The organism is Sphingorhabdus sp. (genome assembly GCF_041737645.1).
Classification (GTDB): Bacteria; Pseudomonadota; Alphaproteobacteria; order Sphingomonadales; family Sphingomonadaceae; genus Sphingorhabdus_B.
The window spans coordinates 33,199-51,498 of record NZ_JBGSRI010000018.1 but is presented as its reverse complement, the minus strand read 5'-3'; the positions used below and the strand labels follow the sequence as shown (position 1 = coordinate 51,498).

Sequence of the window (18,300 nt, the reverse complement as noted above, 5' to 3'; positions counted from 1 at the left end):
GGATGCAGGCGCGCGGCTGATGCAGAGCGACAGCCCTGAAGCGTGGAATGCACTTGCGCAGGCCGCTGACATGCAGCGCGACAACCGCGATGTGATTGACGCCTGCCGGAAGAATGCCGCAACATCGCGGCAGCCGGTGCTATGCACGGTCAAGATCCGTCAAGACGGCGAAGAACGAAACTGAGTGACAACATCGGAAGTGGGGGATCAACGATCCCAGAGCGGGTCAAAGCAGCCCAGGCAAACCCACACAAAATGTGGGAACAAATGTGGTTTCAATTTCCCGGAAAAGTCATTTTATCATTTTAAAACAGAGCGATAAATGACTTGAATGGTAGCGAAGGAGGGACTTGAACCCCCGACCTATGGATTATGATTCCACCGCTCTAACCAGCTGAGCTACTTCGCCATACCAAGCGTGAATCCCTGCATCGGCGGGGAAGCAAGCGGCGCTATAAGCGGGGGGTTCCGGCGGGTCAAGGGCTGTCATCCGCGAAATGACCAACGACCGATAAGGTCCCACGGACCGCCCCTGTAATAATGCGCGCCAAGTCCGGTAATCGCAAGCGGACGCGGCCTGAAATCTTGCAACAGCGCCGCATGAAGGGCCTTGGCAACGGCGGGTTCGACCTTGTTCTGGACGGTGATATGCAAGCGGGGCCGGGCCTGATCCTGCGGGATAAGAAGCCCTTGGAACTCCGCTGCCAACTCATCACGAAGCGCAAGCAATTCGGGGCTTTCCACCCGATAGGCGACGCCGCGCCCCAACATCATCACTTCGGACAATGTCGCGACTGGCGCAGGGCATTCTTTCGCCAGAGCCGACAGTCGAGATTTAATTTCCGCCAAATGACTTGGCGGCAAATGGTGAAACAGGGTTATGTGCGCGTCCAGAAAGTTGCGCTCCACCGGGAAGTGCGCCCGGCGCAAACCGTTCGCCCAAGCTTGGTCCATTTTGCCCATTTCGGCAGTTATGATGATCGGCGCGGTCATGGCGTTCGACTGGCGATGGCCACAAAAAAGCCGCCCGACCCGAGGATCGTGCGGCTCATTTGCTTCGTGACGAAAAACTTACGCGTCGTCGGCATCCGCCGACAAACCGCCGTCAGCTTCAGCAGCAGCCTTGGCCGCGGCTTGTTCTTCACGGCGCTTGGCATTTGCAGCAGCTTCAGCTTCATCAGCAGCATCGGCTGCAACTTCGGCTTCAACCTGTGCTTCAATGGCTTCGGCAGCAATCTCGGCCTGCTCGGCTTCGAACATCTGGTCGAGAACATTGACACCGTCTTTTTGCAGCTCGGCTTCGTCGTCCGAACGGGCGACGTTGACCTTGACCATAACCGAAACTTCGGGGTGCAGAACGACGCGCACGTCGAACAGGCCGAGTGTTTTGATCGGGCGTTCAAGCACGATCATTGACTTGGCGACCTTTGCATCCTGAGCGTTCAGGCCATCAACGATGTCCTTGACCGAAACCGAACCATATAGCTGGCCGGTTTGCGATGCAGCGCGGATCAGAACGATCTGCTTGCCTTCGACATTGCCCGATGCTGCTTGCGCTTCACCGCGACGGGTTGCGTTGTCGCTTTCGATTCTGGCGCGGTTGGCTTCAAAAACCTTGCGGTTTGCGTCATTAGCGCGAAGGGCTTTCTTGTTTGGCAACAGGAAGTTACGGGCATAGCCGTCCTTCACGGTGACAACATCACCAATCGCACCCAGCTTTTCTACGCGTTCGAGAAGTATGATATCCATGTTTCGGCTCCTACTTCACGATGTACGGCAGAAGGCCGATGTGACGGGCGCGCTTGATAGCCTGGCCCAGCTCACGCTGCTTCTTTGCCGAAACGGCAGTGATGCGCGACGGGACAATCTTGCCACGCTCGGAAATGTAACCTTGAAGCAGGCGTACATCTTTATAATCGATCTTTGGCGCATCTTTACCCTGAAACGGGCAGGACTTGCGACGACGGAAAAACGGACGTGCCATGATTTATGCCTCCTGCTCTGCACGGGGTGCGCGGTCGGGACGGTCACCACGATCACCACGATCTGGACGCGGGGCGCCACGGTCACGGTCGCCGCGATCACGATCACCACCAAAGCCGCCGCGTTCGCTGCGCTCTGGACGGTCGCTCTTGCGCATCATGACCGACGGTCCCTTTTCATGTTCGTCAACGCGGACGGTCATGTAGCGGATCACGTCTTCGTTCATGCGGGTCTGGCGTTCAAGCTCGGCAATTGCTGCGCCCGAAGCTTCAATGTCCAGCATGACAAAATGTGCCTTGCGGTTTTTCTGAATTTTATAGGTCAATGTGCGAAGACCCCAGGTTTCGGTCTTGATGACCTTGCCTTCATTGTCTTCCACAATCTTGGTGGCATTTTCAGCCAGCGCGTCGACTTGGGCCTGTGACAGGTCCTGACGCGCCAAAAATACATGCTCGTACATCGGCATGGGCGTTTCCTTGTTCCTACCGATCGCTGACGCCGCACCATGCGAACGCCCCTCCGGCCTTCTTCGTTCTACCGAATCATATTCGGCAGAGCGTGCGCCCTAGGGGGAATCAGGAATAAGCGCAACCCTAAGGCGCAAGCCTAAGGTGCGATGCAGATGCGGTTGCGTCCGGTGTTTTTGGCTTCGTACAAAGCCTGATCGGCGCGGGTCAACATGGATGCGCCGGTTTCACCGATTTGCAAGGTGGCAACGCCGCACGAAATCGTCACTTCGCCAATAGTCATATTGGTGTCCTTGGCAATCAGCCTTTTGGCATCAAGCCGGGCGCGGCCGTTGTTCAGCAGCTCACAAGCAAGCGACGCATTCATATTTTCGAACAACATGGCATATTCTTCGCCGCCGTGCCGTGCGACATGGGCCTTTGCCCCGGCACAGCTTTTCAGGATGTCTGCGACATGTTTAATAACCCGGTCGCCGATGGCGTGGCCGTGGGTATCATTGACCTTTTTGAAATGGTCGATGTCACAAAATGCGACCGATAAGGGTTGTTTCGTTTCGTGTGCGTTTTCAATGGCTTCATCAAGCTGCAGATCGAATGAACGTCGATTGGGAAGGCCGGTCAAAGCATCGCTTAACGCCTGCTTCTGGCTTTGCACCAGCCGGCTTTTCAACTGCGACATGGCCTTGGAACGATCTTTTAATTCCGCTTCTGCTTTGGCGGCACGTTCCATCATGTTTCTGGTCAGGTTTTGCAACTTTATGACGGCTTCACGGGCCGCGTCGGGGTCGGACAGCGAGTCGGCAGACAAGCCCAATGCCGCCCCGAAATTGGCGACTTCCTGGCCCGACCGATCTGCCGTAAGCTGCGCTTCATTGATATCAATTTTGGCCTTTTCAACCATTTGGGCCAATTCGCGCTCGCTAATGGCATTCCGCATGACATCAAGCAGGCTAGTTGCGTGAACGGGCGCAATCCCGCCATGTTCCAGCATATGGGCCTCGATCATATGCCGCTGTGTACTCGAAGCCCCGGCCAAATAGAGCCAAGCTAACTCATAATGGTCGGGGATCGGGTCCAGTCCGGCGCGCGCCAGAAATTCGCAAATATCTTCAACCATGGCCCCGTGGCGCATCATAAACCGGTCATCACGCGACAATTCTTCGCGGACATTCGGATTGCGGACCTCGGGTTTACGTCCCCAAAGCCATTTTAAGAGGCCACCGGCAGTATCGTGGCGGCCACCCATATCGAGAGATAAGTTAGTCATGCACCAAGAAACGGACACCAGTGCATTTTCTTTACCATATTTTTTTGTGCGCGTTCAGGCCGACAATTTATGCAATATTTCCAATGCAAATGCGCTTAGTGTGTCATCACGCGCGCCCATGATGACGATGCGATCCCCCGGCTGTGCGACCGCAAGGATTGCCTGCCCACAATCGTCCCGGGCCGCGATATGCTCGGCACGCACCGTTCCTGCGGCGTTAATCCGCGCCACGACGCTGTCTGCGCCTATGCTCCTGTCCACGGTGCCGCCGAAATAGACCGGATCGCACAGATACAGGCTGTCCCCGCTGTCCAGCTTCGCGGCGAAAACGTCGGCCAGTTCTTTTCCCATGACCCTCAGCGGCCCAAACCCGTGCGGCTGGAAAAACGCGATTACGCGCCCCGGAAAAACCTTCAAAGTATCGAGCGTCGCCGTTATTTTATCCGGATTGTGCCCGAAATCGTCAATGACCGTGATATCACGGGCGGATCCGATAATTTCAAAGCGACGGGCCAAACCTTTATAGCGGCCGATTGCCATTACGGCCTTTTTCAAATCAAGTCCCTGCGCAGCGCAAGCAGCAAGCGCGGCGAGTGCGTTAGAGACGTTATGCCGACCCGGCACGGCCAGTTTCACTTCATATTCTGCGCCCTTGGCGAGGAGACGAAACTCCGCCGACAGGGGTGCCTCCACGACATCAACCGCGCGATAATTCGCCGCTGCAGCAAATCCAAAGGAAAATGCTGCTGATTTTCCAGCCATAAGCGCGACACTTTCCGGATCATCGGCGTTCCATACCGTACACTTTGCCCGCGCAGCAAAATCGCCGAACAACTGCCGCAATTCGTCAAGGCTTTTATGATCCAGCGTGATGTTATTGAGCACCGCGATTTCAGGATGAAACAGTGCAATAGAACCGTCGCTTTCATCCACTTCGCTGATGAACAGCCCACCCTTTCCTACCCGGCTGCTGGCAAACGGGGCATCATCATTGGCAAAGTTACGCATAACCGCGCCGTTCATGATCGTCGGATCAAGCAATAACTCATTTGCGATCCAGCCAATCATGCCGGTTACCGTCGACTTCCCGCTGGTACCGCCCACGGCGACCGAACGCGGCGATGCGTTAAATAGCTCGGCCAACAGTTCGGCCCGTGTCATGCGCGCACAGCCTAGACTATTTGCCTTGGCAACATCAGGCACGCTGTCTTCGATTGCCGCCGAGGCGACCAGAATCTGGTTCCTGTTTGTCAAACCGCTGCCATCTTGCGCGAACAGGTTCATGCCGCGCGCCTGAAGATATTCAAATTTCGTTCCCAGACGCCCTTGATCCAGCGCGCGATCGGACCCGGCGACTTCTGCGCCTTGCTCTGCCAATATGGTGGCGAGCGGCAGCATCCCGGAACCACCGATGCCGCAGAAGAAATAGGATTTGGTATTGCTCATCTATCCCCGCTATTGTGTGCGGCGGGCTTTGGCAACATGCACAATGTTAAAGTGTGGTTGAACATTGACGGGCGGGAGGAATAGCCGATATGAAGATAGGGATTTGCGCGCCCTCGACCCCTTTTACGCGCGAAGATGCCGATCGCGTGACGGCATTGGCCACCGCCAGCCACCCCGATGTCGAATTGCTCTTCGACCCGCAATGCTACACAGAAACCGGCCATTTCGCAGGTACGGACTTGGAGCGTTTGACAGCATTTGTCGGTCTTGCGAACGACCCCGGCGTTGACGCCATATGGTTTGTGCGTGGCGGATACGGTGCCTGTCGCATTGCCGAAAGCGCTGTCGCAAGCTTGAAGGATGTGGCGCGCCGCAAACTATACATGGGCTACAGTGATCAGGGAAATTTGTTGGGTTGCCTTTATCGCAACGGTTTTCCGAACCTCGCACACGGCCCCATGCCCGCAGATATCCGGCGCACGGGTGGTGATGAAGCAATCCGTCGCGCGCTCGACTGGATTGCATATCGCAACCCGCAATCGCTGGAGCCGCACGTTCAGGCGGGCGAACGCCATGCGGCGTTTAATCTGATGACGCTCGCCATGATGGCCGGAACGCCGCTGATGCCAGACCTTAAAGGCCATGTTTTGATGATCGAGGAAGTCAGCGAATATCTCTACGCCTTTGACCGCGCTTTTTTTCATGTGAGCAGCCATTTGAAGGATGCCGGGCTTGCGGGTTTGCGGCTCGGTCGGGTTAGCGATGTGCCTAACAATGACCGCCCCTTTGGTGAAGACGCAACCGAAATTGCCAAGCGATGGTGCCGCAATAGTGGCATCGCCTTTCTTGGTTTTGCGGATATCGGGCATGATGCCGACAACAAGATTGTTCCGTTCGGGCTTGCAACATCCAGCGCCAGTTTATAGGCGGCTGCGAATATCAATTCAAAAGGAACATTCATGCGCGCATTCATATTTCCGGGACAAGGCAGTCAGGCCGTCGGCATGGGCCAAGCGCTCGCCGCAGCCAGTCCAACAGCCAAGGCGGTGTTTCAGGAGGTCGATGATGCGCTGGGCCAAAATCTGTTCAGACTGATGTGCGAAGGACCGGAAAGTGATTTGACGCTGACCGAGAATGCCCAGCCAGCGATTATGGCCAATTCTATCGCCACCCTGCGCGTTTTGGAGGGTGAAGGCGGCGTTTCTCTTGGGAGCAAATGCAGTTTCGTCGCGGGTCATTCGCTGGGCGAATATTCGGCATTATGTGCGGCTGGTAGTTTTGACCTTGCGACCACGGCACGGCTTGTAAAACTGCGCGGGCTCGCCTTGCAGGCGGCTGTTCCCGTCGGAATTGGCGCGATGGCAGCGTTGCTGGGGGCGGATATCGAAAAAGCCGAAGCCGTGGCAAAAGCCGCTGCCGAGGGCGAAACCTGCATGGTGGCGAATGACAACGATCCCTCTCAAGTCGTAATATCGGGCCATAAAAGCGCGATTGATCGCGCGGTGGAATTGGTAAAAGATTATGGAATCAAACGCGGCATATTGTTGCCGGTGTCGGCGCCCTTTCATTGCCCATTGATGCAGCCAGCGGCCGACGCCATGGCCGAAGCCTTAAGCAAAACCGACCTGCAAACACCAATTGTGCCGCTTTATGCCAATGTCACCGCCGATGCGGTGGTTGATCCTGACATTATTCGCGCGCAATTAGTGGAGCAGGTCACCGGGCGGGTGCGGTGGCGGGAATCCGCTATAGCAATGGCGGGTGCCGGAGTGACCCATTTTGTCGAATTTGGCGGTAAGGTGCTCAGTCCTATGGTGAAACGCAGCGCGGGGGACGAAGTGTCGACCGCCAGCGTCATTTCGATGGACGACATCGAAGCTCTTTTGAAGGAACTTTGAACCCATGCTCTTGCAAGAACGTGACGGCGCTATCCTGACGGTTACTTTGAACCTGCCTGAAAAGCGCAACCCGATTTCCGACAATGATGTCGTCGATGCGTTGTGCGACGCGATGGAAACGGCGGACAAGGACATCGGCATAGGCTGTGTGATCCTGACCGGCGCGGGAAGCGCTTTTTCGTCTGGCGGCGACCTGAAGCAGATGGCCCCTGATGTCGGCAGCCTGCGGTCGGCAAAACCCGTCCAGACCCGGCGCAATTATAAATATGGCATCCAACGCCTGCCCCTGCTTTTTCAAGCGCTAGAAGTCCCCGTGATAGCGGCCGTAAACGGCCATGCAATTGGTGCAGGCTGCGATCTTGCCTGTATGTGCGATATCCGCGTTGCGTCGACCCATGCCAAATTCGCCGAAAGCTTCGTGAAATTGGGGATCATACCGGGCGATGGCGGAGCTTGGTTGTTGCCGCGCATTGTCGGCTTTTCCAAAGCGACCGAACTTGCGCTAACCGGCGAAATGATTGATGCAGCGGAGGCGCTGCGTATCGGTCTGGTGTCAGAAGTTGTCTCGCCCGAAGATTTGATGCGCGCCGCGCGCCGGATCGCGGACAAAATCGCCGCCAACCCTCCCCACGCAGTCCGCATGACCAAGCGGCTCTTGCGCGAAGGGCAAACGGCGGAACTGAAGAACATCCTTGAACTGTCCGCGGCTATGCAAGCGCTAGCCCACGCAACCGCCGACAATGACGAAGCCATCAATGCGTTCATGGAAAAACGTGCGCCAAAATTTACGGGAGAATAGAATGTTTGATCTTACCGGCATGACCGCCCTTGTGACAGGCGCTTCGGGCGGAATCGGGAGTGCGATCTGCCACGCCCTCGCCGCGCAAGGGGCGCGGTTGGCGGTTTCAGGGTCCAATGTAGAGAAACTGGAGGCGTTTCGAGCGTCACTGGGCGGCGATCATATCGCTGTTCCATGTAATCTGGGTGATGCCGAGAGTGTCGAGGCGCTAATTCCGGCAACGCTTGAGAAACTCGGCCAAATCGACATTCTGGTGAATAATGCAGGTGTCACGCGCGACAACCTGACGATGCGGATGAAAGATGACGAATGGACCGAGGTGATCCAGATCAACCTTGAAAGCGCATTCCGCCTGATGCGGGCAGCCAGCCGACCGATGATGAAGGCGCGTTTTGGCCGGATGATTTCGGTTACGAGTGTCGTTGGCGCCACAGGAAACCCCGGTCAGGCCAATTATGCCGCATCCAAGGCGGGGCTTGTCGGGATGTCGAAGTCATTGGCGCAGGAATTGGCGAGCCGCGGCATCACCGTAAATTGCGTAGCCCCCGGTTTTATCGCGACCCCGATGACCGATGTTCTGCCCGAAGCACAGAAGGAAGTGTTAAACGCCCGAATCCCGATGGGCCGCATGGGTGACGGTGCCGATATCGGTGCAGCCGTTACCTATCTCGCTTCGAAAGAAGCCGGTTACATAACGGGACAGACGCTTCACGTGAATGGCGGGATGGCGATGCTTTAACGCTTGCCCCTTGCCAGCGGCCATTCTGGACATTAGGGCGAGTCCTGATATCAATCCTCCCATAACTTTAAGGGGCAAAAAAATGAGTGATACCGCGGAACGGGTCAAAAAGATCGTAGTCGAACATCTGGGCGTCGAAGCCGACAAGGTGAATGAAGCAGCAAGCTTCATCGATGATCTGGGCGCTGACAGCCTTGACATTGTTGAGCTTGTTATGGCTTTTGAAGAAGAATTTAACGTCGAAATTCCTGACGACGCGGCTGAAAAGATCGCAACCGTCAAGGATGCCATCGACTTTATCAACTCCAACGGTTAACCGGATGTTGCAACGCGATTGCGTTGCAAATTCAAGGAATAGCGCGGCTTTCCGGTCTTCACCGGAAAGCCGTTTGCATTTTGGCTCCACTTGTTTTTATTGGGCAGCGAAATTGCCCACCAGGAGATAGAACATGCGTCGTGTTGTGGTTACCGGACTAGGGCTGGTTACGCCTTTGGGTGCAGATGTTGAAACCGCTTGGGCCAATCTGATCGCGGGGAAATCCGGCGCGGGCCGCATCACCCGTTTTGACACCAGTGACCAGAAATGCCACATTGCCTGCGAAGTAAAACCAAAGGACCACCCTTGGGGTTTCGATCCTGACAAGCGTGTAGATCACAAAGTGCAACGTCAGGTGGATCCGTTTATCATTTACGGCATAGACGCTGCGGGTCAGGCTTTGGAAGATGCCGGCCTTACCGATCTGACTGAAGAGCAAAAACTGCGTGCAGGGTGCTCGATCGGATCAGGCATCGGCGGCTTGCCCGGTATCGAGAGCGAAGCATTGTTATTGGCCGAAAAAGGCCCCGGCCGGGTTAGCCCGCATTTCGTTCACGGGCGCCTGATTAACCTGATTTCAGGACAAGTCAGCATCAAATATGGCCTGAAAGGCCCGAACCATGCAGTGGTCACAGCGTGTTCGACGGGCGCACATTCCATTGGTGACGCCGCCCGCATGATCCGTGACGATGATGCCGACATCATGCTGGCAGGCGGCGCAGAAGGCACGATCAACCCGTTGGGTATCGCAGGCTTTGCCCAAGCGCGTGCGCTCAACATGACTTATAATGACCGTCCCGAACAAGCCAGCCGTCCTTATGACAAAGGTCGCGACGGTTTTGTGATGGGCGAAGGCGCCGGCGTTGTTGTTCTCGAAGAATATGAACATGCCAAAGCGCGTGGCGCGAAAATTTATGCCGAGGTGGTCGGCTATGGCTTGTCCGGCGACGCCTATCACGTCACCGCACCGCACCCTGAAGGTGATGGTGCGTTCCGGTCAATGCAAATGGCATTGAAAAAGGCCGGAATGACCCCGTCCGATATCGATTATATCAACGCCCACGGCACATCGACAATGGCCGACACGATTGAACTGGGCGCGGTAAAACGCTTGTTTGGCGACGCGATAGCGACCGTATCGATGAGCTCGACAAAGTCCGCAATCGGACATTTGCTGGGCGGAGCCGGGGCGGTCGAGAGCATTTTTTGCATTCTTGCCCTGCGCGACCAGATTGTTCCACCCACGTTGAACCTCGATAACCCTGACGAAGGAACAGAGGGAGTCGACCTGGTTCCATTGGTCGCAAAAAAGCGTTCGGTTAAGGCGGTATTGAACAACAGTTTCGGATTTGGCGGAACCAATGCAAGCCTGATAATGAAGGCAGTATAACTGATGCAACGCGCCGCCAAATGGGCCACAATAGCAGCAGTCATGCTGCTCGCGCTGATTGCGGGTAATTTCGTTTACGGGTGGACCGCGCCGGGCCCGCTTACCCGCGAGATATCGGTTGTTATCAAGACTGGTTCCAGCATCACGTCCGCCGCCCAGCAGCTTGAGGATGACGGCGTCATTAAATCAGCCGACACATTCGTAAACCGGGCCAAGATTTTCGGCGCGACCAGCACGATCAAGGCTGGCGAATTTGTGATACCAGCAGGTTCATCCAATTCGGATGTGCTGGATATTCTGACCGGCGGTAAAACAGTCCAGCGCATGGTCACAATTCCAGAAGGCTGGCCGTCCATCATGGTCTACGAACGCTTGATGGCAAATGACCGGCTGCAAGGTTCGATTGAGATACCTGTGGAAGGCTCCGTCTTGCCCGACAGCTATGCCTTTGAAAAAAATGAAAGTCGCGCCGATGTCCTGAAACGGATGCAGGATGCGATGACCAAAACAATTGACGAATTGTGGCCGAAACGCAGCACCGACACCGTGGCAAAAACGCCTGAAGAAGCTTTGACCCTCGCATCGATCGTTGAAAAAGAAACCTCGTTAAAATCCGAACTTGGCATTGTCGCAGGCGTGTATTCAAACCGCATCCGGAAAGGCATGATGTTGCAGGCCGACCCGACGATAATCTATCCGATTACCAAAGGAAAACCGCTTGGCCGCCGTATCCGCCAGTCGGAAATTGCCGATGTGAATAACTATAACACTTATGCCATGGTCGGATTACCAAAGGGACCAATCGCCAACCCGTCGCGCGCCGCGATTGAGGCTGTATTAAACCCCGAAGAAACAACGGCTCTATTCTTCGTTGCCGATGGCAAGGGCGGGCATGTATTTGCCAATACGCTGCAAGAACATAATGCCAATGTCGAAAAATGGTACGCAATCCGCCGTCAACGCGGAGAGATGTAACGAACGCTATCCGTATAACGGACGATGCTTTCATCGTCGCGCGAGTGGGCGGCTTTTGATCCTAAGGTTCGGCAATATTGAATGGGCCGGGCATCGGATCAAGCGCCGCTTGCAATGCCTCAATCTGGGTGCGGTCGCCTTCTATCTTCAGTCCCGCCATTTCAAGCTGCGCCAGCGGCATTTTCAGGAATAATAAGGCGAGGAAAAGCTGGCGCGGTCCGCTGATGGTGACTGCGGGGATTGCATGACCGATACCCATTTCGCTAAACATCACGGCATTGCCAACACCGACTTTTGCCTGTTCCTTGCGGTCAGTAAAATTGAAATTCAACGCAAGTGATCGATCGCCAATCGCCATAGGATCAAGCCGTGTCGCCACCGAATCGAGCAACAAGCCGGTCGGTACCGCCGATATCATGTCGATGCTCTGGGACGTTATACTGGCCTTCACGCCATGGCGGAGATCGCGCGCCGCTGACAGGAACATATTGCGCCAGATTGCAGATTCCGCCTGATACCCTTGCTGTTCATAGCTGTCGGATAACAGCGCGCGCCCTTCGGCATTTTTCGGTTCGGCAAAGACCAGATTGTTCAGAAGGTCTGATGACCAGCGATAGTCGCCGTCCGCCATCGCCTTTTTTGCGACTGCCAAAACTTTCTTGGCCCCACCCATTGCGGCAACCAGTTTTGTTGCGCGAATTTCGGGTGGATGCGGGTTCAGATTAGCCGGGACTGCGTCATACCAACCCAGATAAAATTGATAAATCGCTTTGCTGTTATGGCTATAAGTCCCGTAATATCCCTTATTAAACCATTTATTCCCGATCGCTGGAGGAGCCTTTAGCGCTTCGGCGATTTCAGCCTGTGTCATGCCCTTGTTCATCATCCGGACGGTCTGGTCGTGCAGATATCGGTAATTGTCGCGCTGACCGGTTAGCCATCCCTTCACTTCGGTCTGCCCAAATCGTGGCCAGCAATGGCTCGACGCAATTATATCGCTGCGTTCCCCATATAGATTGGCGGCCTCGTTCAAAAACCCGGCCCAGGCATGGGCATCGCGTACCTTTGCCCCGCGGGGTGTAAGTATATTATGCAATGAACAGGTCGCAATTTCAGATGCCAGAAAAGTCCTCGCCGAAGGGACATAGACGTTCATCTCCGCTGGAGCTTCGGTTTCCGGAACCATCTGGAATTCCAGCGACACCCCGTCGATAACCTTCACTTCCCCTGTTTTTCGTATATCCATATTTGGTGCGATCAAGGTTATGTCACCGCCGGCGATGCCCTTGCCAATACCGCTGCCCATCTGGCCTTGCGGGCCAGGCGTCAGGTTGCTGCCGAACTGGTATATCGCACGCCGCCCCATAGCGGACCCCGCCATGACATTTTCGGATGCCGTTTCGGCCATAAAATGTTCAGGCGCGATAATCTGTACCTTGCCCGCCTTCACATCATTTTCATCGACAACACCGCGCACGCCGCCGAAATGGTCGCCGTGGCTGTGACTATAGATGACTGCGCTTACCGGCCGTGGACCTAGCGTTTCGTTTACAAGCCGTAGCGCCGCCGCCGCCGTGTCGCGGGTGGTCAGTGGATCGATCAAAATCCAGCCCGTCTGGCCTTTAATGATTGTCATATTCGATACGTCGAAACCGCGTATTTGCCACATGCCTTCAGACAAGGCGAACAGGCCATGTTTACGCAATAAACCCATATGCCGCCAAAGGCTAGGGTTGATCGTATCTGGCGACTTTCCCTCTACCCAGGCATAAGCATCAAGGTTCCAAACCGGCTTGCCGTCTTTGGACTTTATTACTGGGTCAGCAAGAGTCGCGATAAAGCCCCGATCAGAAAATTCGGCGTCCCTGCCATCTTCGGCAGGTAAAGAACTGGCGATCCGCTGGTGCGCCGCCGATGTCGAAGGTGATGCCGCTTTTGGATCAAGCTTTCCATCGGCCGCAATTGCTCCCGTAAAGCCGCCAAAACAGCCGATGAAAATCATAGCTTGTTTTATCATAACGCTCTCCTTCGTTCGAAAGAGTGCGCCGATAGTCTTCAAATGTAAAGTCGATTGGACAATTGGAAACCGGCTGGCTTTGGCGTCAATATCCCATCAGGCTCATGACTTCCTTGCGGCTCGACTGGTCATCAAGAAAGCAGCCGATCAGCTTCGACGTTACCATTTCCACGCCATGCACCTTTACACCACGCCCGGTCATGCACCCATGCTGGGCCTCGACGACAACGGCCACGCCGTGCGGCTTCAGATTATCCCAGATGCAGTTCGCAACTTCTGCGGTTAACCGCTCTTGCACTTGCAACCTTTGCGCGAAACCGTGAAGGACCCGGGCGAGCTTCGAAATGCCGACAACACGGTCAGTAGGCATATAGGCGATGGACGCCTTGCCAAGGATCGGTGCCATATGATGCTCGCAATGCGACTGGAACGGGATATTCTTCAGCAACACCAGCTCATGATAACCGCCCACTTCCTGAAATGTACGCGATAAATGCGCCGCCGGGTTTTCGGCATAGCCGCCACAATATTCGCGCCAGGCGCGTCCGACGCGCGCTGGGGTATCAAGCAGACCTTCACGTGACGGATCATCCCCGGACCAACGAATCAGTGTGCGGATCGCGTCCTGCACCTCTTCAGGCACAATGACCTTGCCATTACCGTCAATTTCGTCGTCATAATGTATATGTGCGATGGGAAATACCATTTCGGGCTTGTTCATATCCGGGCTCCCGCAAACCACGTGTTTGCACTATCCCCTTTATAAATCGACCCGCCTTTCAATCCTATACAGACAATAGCCCATAGGTATTTGCATGCAATAGCTTCAGTTTCTCGATTAATGTCGGAAACGTACAAGCGGTGCGGCGCAAGACCTGATATCTATTGATTCGTAATACAGTTCCTCGTTTTACGGGGGCGTTGGGGGGGAACGGAATATTTGCGACCCGTTCCGTTCTCCCTCGACAATTTATTACCCTATCGCCTGACCTGTCTTCGCCCAATCCGCAAGAAAGCCTTCGATGCCTTTGTCGGTCAGGATATGCTTGAACAAACCTTTGATCACCGATGGCGGAGCAGTCATGACATGCGCGCCGATTAAAGCTGCCTGATGAACGTGAATGCCGTGCCGAACGCTGGCGACGAGTATTTCAGTGCTAAAATCATAGTTATCGTAGATCTGCTTGATGTCAGCGATCAGCGCCATGCCATCAAAGCCATTGTCGTCATGGCGGCCAACAAAGGGTGAAACGAACGTCGCGCCGGCCTTTGCCGCCAGCAAAGCCTGATTGGCGGAAAAGCACAAAGTCACATTGACCATCGTGCCTTCGCCCGTCAGCGCCTTGCAGGTCTTCAAGCCGTCGATGGTCAGCGGCACCTTGATGCAGACGTTGTCGGCAATCTTGCGCAGGATTTCGGCCTCCTTCATCATGGTTTCATGATCGAGCGCAACCACCTCGGCCGACACGGGTCCATCGGTAAGCCCGCAAATCTCGCGCGTCACCTCAATAAAATCACGGCCTGACTTTGCGATCAAAGACGGGTTGGTTGTCACCCCGTCAAGCAAGCCCGTCGCGGCCAGTTCCTTGATGTCGGCAATTTCAGCGGTGTCGGCAAAGAATTTCATTTTCTAGATTTCCTGAACTGAGGATTCGGTCTGAAGGCTATTGGCAAATGCATGTCCGAATTGACAGCTTAAAAGACTGGCTGCCTGTCCACCAGAAACCCGCAGAAACGAAGGCAAGTTTACAGTGAATTGCAAACTTCCTGTTGGAGAGATGTCCCGCCAAAAGCATCATTCTGTTGACGTGGCTGAAGCTTCAGACGTGTAATTCACTATGACCAATCTTCTTACCTACTAATCCATGGGAAGTTAACGCAGTTAGCCCCCAAAATGACAGGTAAAACCCTACATTTCAATATCTTGTTGCGACATTGGGTTCATCCGGCTCTTCACAATATAGTGCCAGCCTCGCCAATTATTTCAGCAGGCCAAACACGCCCATCAGCAAAGGATCGTTGGTCCTTTGCGGGTCCGCCCGGATGACCGACTCCTCCAGGCCGATTGCGGCCCAGATGCTATCGTCTGCCTTGCGAGTGATGTCCTGCGCCAATGCTGCAATGTCGAATCCGGTGACCGACCGCACCGCTTGGCTGATAATCTGATCATCGAACAGCCGGAGACCATCCGAAATCCCGGGCAGCATGGATTCGAGAAGTGCCGCCCCCATCTTGCCACGCAGGAACGCGGTGGCAGCCTGCGGCCCGCCCCGCACGAGGGCGTCGGCGTCTTCGATGCTGATATTCCGCACGGCATCCGCGACCAGAGGAGCTGCGCGTTCGGCGCCTCTTTCCGCCGCGCGGTTGAGCTGGCGTTGCAGCCGGTCGCGAAACTGTCGGCTTTGCAGGACGACGGACAAAATCCCTGCACCCCGGTCACCGCCGAAGCGGTCAGGCAAGGAAATGCGCGCCACTGAGCTGTCGTAGAATCCGCCCGGTTGCAGCAGCAGGGCAAAAGCATTCTGCGATGCCAGTGTCAGCAAACGCCGGATCGCTTCGGTCAGGCTGAAAGTGGGCATGCTCTGGCAGCCGGGGAGTGTAAGGGCAAACAAGGCAGCGCCCGATAGCAGGATTTGGCGGCGGTTGGTGGTCATCTGGCTCTCCTCTTATACGCTTTCGTATCATGAAAATTCCACGTTTTCCATCAATGCATTGCGCCAGGTTGTTCGATTCCGTCAGTTTTACATTTGGGGAAGAAGACAGCAGAGGATGAAGTGGTGACGTTGCCCTCTTGTCTGCCTATATGCCTCCCATGAATCCCACTCCATCTCGGGTCCGCGTCGTCCTGCTGACGCAAGCGATTGGTCCGCTGGATTATCGGCTGCCCGATGGCATGGAAGCAAAGCCGGGATGCGTCGTCATCGTCCCGCTCGGGCCCCGAAAGCTGCCGGGTGTGGTCTGGGATGAAGATGTTTTCGATGACGAGCCGATCGAGGCAAAAAAACTGCGCGCCGTGCTGGAGCTCGTCGAATGTCCGCCCATCGGTCCGGGTTTGCGCAGACTGGTCAATTGGGTGGCGGATTATTATCTGACGACCCACGCGGCTGTGTTGCGGATGGTACTGGCATCTTCTGCGGCATTTACCTCTTCGGGGACGATCACGGAATATCGTCGAACGGGATTCGAACCGGCCCGACTTACCCCGCAGCGCGCTGCGGCGCTGGACGCGTTAGAGGATGCACAAGGATTGGTGCGCGAACTGGCTGCCGAGGCAGGGGTCAGCGATGCCGTTATTCGCGGCCTGATAAAATCGGGAGCTTTTGAACCTGTAACAATCAGCGTCGATACCCCCTTCCCCGAACCGCAGCCCGACGTTGCGAGCCCCGTATTGAACGAAGCACAGCAGGCGGCGGCCGACGTTATGACGTCAGCAGTGCGTGCTGGCGGGTTTGACACATTCGTCCTTGATGGGGTCACTGGTTCAGGAAAAACAGAAACCTATTTTGAAGCAGTGGCAGAAGCGTTGCGGCTGAACAAACAGGTCTTGGTTCTGTTACCCGAAATCGCGCTCACGCAACCTTTTCTAAAACGGTTCGAAGAACGTTTTGGCGTCGAACCTGCCACTTGGCATTCCAATATGCGTTCGACCCAACGCCGCCGGGTATGGCGTGCGATTGCCGACGGGTCAGCAAAAGTTGTTGTTGGCGCGCGCTCTGCCTTGTTCCTGCCATTTGCCAATCCCGGCCTCATCATCGTTGATGAAGCGCATGAAACCAGCTTCAAGCAAGAAGACGGCGTGCGATACCACGCCCGCGACGTCGCTGTCATGCGGGGGCGGTTTGAGAAATTTCCTGTTGTTCTGGCGTCGGCAACGCCTGCGCTGGAAACCCGTCATATGGTTACCATCGGGCGGTATAAGGGCCTTGAAATTCCATCGCGGTTCGGCGCAGCAAAAATGCCCGAGATCAAGGCCATAGACCTGACACTCGACGCCCCGGAACGCCAGCACTGGATCGCGCCGACCCTGTTAAAGGCGCTCGAAGAACGGCTCGAACGCGGCGAACAGAGCCTGCTTTTTCTCAACCGGCGTGGCTTTGCACCGCTCACATTATGCCGGACATGCGGACACCGTTTCCAATGCCCCAATTGCACAAGCTGGATGGTTGAGCATCGGCTGGTGCGCCGTCTAGCATGTCACCATTGCGGCCATGTCATGCCCCCGCCGGAAGAATGTCCCGAATGCGGCGAAGCTGACACTTTGGTCGCCTGCGGTCCCGGTGTCGAACGGATTTCGGACGAGGTGAACCGCCTTTTGCCCGATGCGCGGACCATCGTTGCAACATCGGACACCCTCTGGTCCCCCGAAAAAGCGGCAGAATTTGTCGCGCGTGTTGAAAACAAGGCTGTCGATATCATCATCGGCACCCAATTGGTAACCAAAGGCTATCATTTCCCGGAACTTACGCTGGTCGGCGTGATTGATGCCGATCTGGGACTGGAAGGCGGCGATCTGCGGGCTGCCGAACGTACTTTTCAACAGATAGCCCAAGCCGCAGGGCGAGCCGGAAGAGGCGAAAAACCGGGCGAGGTCTTTATCCAGACACGCAACCCGAACCATCCTGTGATCGCGGCATTGGTAGCGGGCGACCGGGATGCGTTTTACGATGCCGAAACCGAACAACGCAAATCTGCAGGGGCACCGCCTTTCGGCCGGTTTGCAGCAATCATCATTTCGTCCGAGGACGAACGCGAGGCAATTGAGGCGGCGCGTGCCGTTGGCGGAGCAGCCCCGCAGGCCGAGGGTATGTTTGTCTATGGCCCTGCGCCAGCGCCGCTTGCCATGCTGCGCGGTCGATACCGGCAAAGATTATTGGTCCACGCCCAACGGACAGTGGAAATGCAGGCGATTATCCGCCAATGGCTTGGCGAATTGCAATTTCCCCGTGGCGTCCGCGTTGGCGTCGATGTAGACCCATACAGCTTTCTGTGATGCCATTTTTTGT

19 protein-coding genes and 1 tRNA gene are annotated in these 18,300 nt (G+C 55.6%); 9 read left to right on the top strand and 11 right to left on the bottom strand.

The window, feature by feature from the left end; translation table 11 throughout:
* A partial coding sequence (locus ACEW72_RS02405) for a DUF6118 family protein (protein ID WP_373474782.1) occupies nt 1-184 on the top strand: 184 nt, incomplete at its 5' end.
* 148 nt (nt 185-332) lie between these two features.
* On the opposite strand, the gene ACEW72_RS02400 is transcribed toward ACEW72_RS02405, so the two are convergent.
* From ACEW72_RS02400 to ACEW72_RS02370, 7 genes are all read right to left on the bottom strand, one after another.
* Nucleotides 333-409, bottom strand: a tRNA-Met gene (locus ACEW72_RS02400).
* Between the two features lie 77 nt (nt 410-486).
* Nucleotides 487-993 carry a 2'-5' RNA ligase family protein gene (locus tag ACEW72_RS02395; protein ID WP_373474781.1) on the bottom strand — a complete coding sequence of 169 codons (507 nt, stop codon included), beginning with the start codon at nt 991-993 and terminating at the stop codon, nt 487-489.
* 78 nt (nt 994-1,071) lie between these two features.
* Nucleotides 1,072-1,749 carry a 50S ribosomal protein L9 gene (gene rplI, locus ACEW72_RS02390; protein ID WP_373474780.1) on the bottom strand — a complete coding sequence of 226 codons (678 nt, stop codon included), beginning with the start codon at nt 1,747-1,749 and terminating at the stop codon, nt 1,072-1,074.
* 10 nt (nt 1,750-1,759) lie between these two features.
* Entirely contained in the window at nt 1,760-1,984 is a 225-nt protein-coding gene (gene rpsR, locus ACEW72_RS02385) for a 30S ribosomal protein S18 (protein ID WP_143774744.1), read from the bottom strand.
* 3 nt (nt 1,985-1,987) lie between these two features.
* Nucleotides 1,988-2,449, bottom strand: a complete 462-nt coding sequence (gene rpsF, locus ACEW72_RS02380) for a 30S ribosomal protein S6 (protein ID WP_373474779.1) — start codon at nt 2,447-2,449, stop codon at nt 1,988-1,990.
* 140 nt (nt 2,450-2,589) lie between these two features.
* Entirely contained in the window at nt 2,590-3,717 is a 1,128-nt protein-coding gene (locus ACEW72_RS02375; RefSeq protein WP_373474778.1) for a diguanylate cyclase domain-containing protein, read from the bottom strand.
* 54 nt (nt 3,718-3,771) lie between these two features.
* Complete coding sequence (locus ACEW72_RS02370; protein ID WP_373474777.1) at nt 3,772-5,163, bottom strand: glutamate ligase domain-containing protein; 1,392 nt, start codon at nt 5,161-5,163, stop codon at nt 3,772-3,774.
* Nucleotides 5,164-5,252: 89 nt separating this feature from the next.
* Between ACEW72_RS02370 and ACEW72_RS02365 the strand changes: the two genes are divergently transcribed.
* From ACEW72_RS02365 to mltG, 7 genes are all read left to right on the top strand, one after another.
* A complete protein-coding gene (locus tag ACEW72_RS02365; protein WP_373474776.1) occupies nt 5,253-6,089 on the top strand; it encodes an LD-carboxypeptidase in 837 nt (278 codons plus the stop codon).
* A gap of 33 nt (nt 6,090-6,122) precedes the next feature.
* Nucleotides 6,123-7,061: an ACP S-malonyltransferase gene (fabD, locus tag ACEW72_RS02360; protein ID WP_373474775.1), complete on the top strand. Its 939-nt coding sequence runs from the start codon at nt 6,123-6,125 to the stop codon at nt 7,059-7,061.
* Nucleotides 7,062-7,065: 4 nt separating this feature from the next.
* Nucleotides 7,066-7,860: a crotonase/enoyl-CoA hydratase family protein gene (locus ACEW72_RS02355; RefSeq protein WP_373474774.1), complete on the top strand. Its 795-nt coding sequence runs from the start codon at nt 7,066-7,068 to the stop codon at nt 7,858-7,860.
* Between the two features lies 1 nt (nt 7,861).
* Nucleotides 7,862-8,599 carry a 3-oxoacyl-[acyl-carrier-protein] reductase gene (fabG, locus tag ACEW72_RS02350; protein ID WP_373474773.1) on the top strand — a complete coding sequence of 246 codons (738 nt, stop codon included), beginning with the start codon at nt 7,862-7,864 and terminating at the stop codon, nt 8,597-8,599.
* Nucleotides 8,600-8,681: 82 nt separating this feature from the next.
* Nucleotides 8,682-8,915 (top strand): acyl carrier protein, encoded by a 234-nt coding sequence (locus ACEW72_RS02345; RefSeq protein ID WP_373474772.1) that lies wholly within the window; start codon nt 8,682-8,684, stop codon nt 8,913-8,915.
* A gap of 133 nt (nt 8,916-9,048) precedes the next feature.
* Nucleotides 9,049-10,305 (top strand): beta-ketoacyl-ACP synthase II, encoded by a 1,257-nt coding sequence (gene fabF / locus ACEW72_RS02340; protein WP_373474771.1) that lies wholly within the window; start codon nt 9,049-9,051, stop codon nt 10,303-10,305.
* 3 nt (nt 10,306-10,308) lie between these two features.
* Nucleotides 10,309-11,280, top strand: a complete 972-nt coding sequence (gene mltG / locus ACEW72_RS02335) for an endolytic transglycosylase MltG (protein WP_373474770.1) — start codon at nt 10,309-10,311, stop codon at nt 11,278-11,280.
* A 61-nt stretch (nt 11,281-11,341) separates the two neighbouring features.
* Here mltG and ACEW72_RS02330 read toward each other — a convergent pair whose 3' ends face one another.
* The 4 genes from ACEW72_RS02330 to ACEW72_RS02315 all read right to left on the bottom strand — a co-directional run bounded on the left by ACEW72_RS02330 (nt 11,342) and on the right by ACEW72_RS02315 (nt 15,951).
* On the bottom strand, nt 11,342-13,297 hold the full coding sequence (locus ACEW72_RS02330; RefSeq protein WP_373474769.1) for an alkyl/aryl-sulfatase: 1,956 nt from the start codon (nt 13,295-13,297) through the stop codon (nt 11,342-11,344).
* A gap of 85 nt (nt 13,298-13,382) precedes the next feature.
* Entirely contained in the window at nt 13,383-14,003 is a 621-nt protein-coding gene (gene folE / locus ACEW72_RS02325) for a GTP cyclohydrolase I FolE (RefSeq protein WP_373474785.1), read from the bottom strand.
* Between the two features lie 267 nt (nt 14,004-14,270).
* Nucleotides 14,271-14,924 carry a fructose-6-phosphate aldolase gene (gene fsa / locus ACEW72_RS02320; RefSeq protein ID WP_373474768.1) on the bottom strand — a complete coding sequence of 218 codons (654 nt, stop codon included), beginning with the start codon at nt 14,922-14,924 and terminating at the stop codon, nt 14,271-14,273.
* Between the two features lie 352 nt (nt 14,925-15,276).
* On the bottom strand, nt 15,277-15,951 hold the full coding sequence (locus ACEW72_RS02315) for a DUF4197 domain-containing protein (protein ID WP_373474767.1): 675 nt from the start codon (nt 15,949-15,951) through the stop codon (nt 15,277-15,279).
* Nucleotides 15,952-16,109: 158 nt separating this feature from the next.
* On the opposite strand from ACEW72_RS02315, the gene ACEW72_RS02310 reads away from it, so the two are divergent.
* Entirely contained in the window at nt 16,110-18,287 is a 2,178-nt protein-coding gene (locus ACEW72_RS02310; RefSeq protein WP_373474766.1) for a primosomal protein N', read from the top strand.
* Nucleotides 18,288-18,300: the final 13 nt, after the last annotated feature.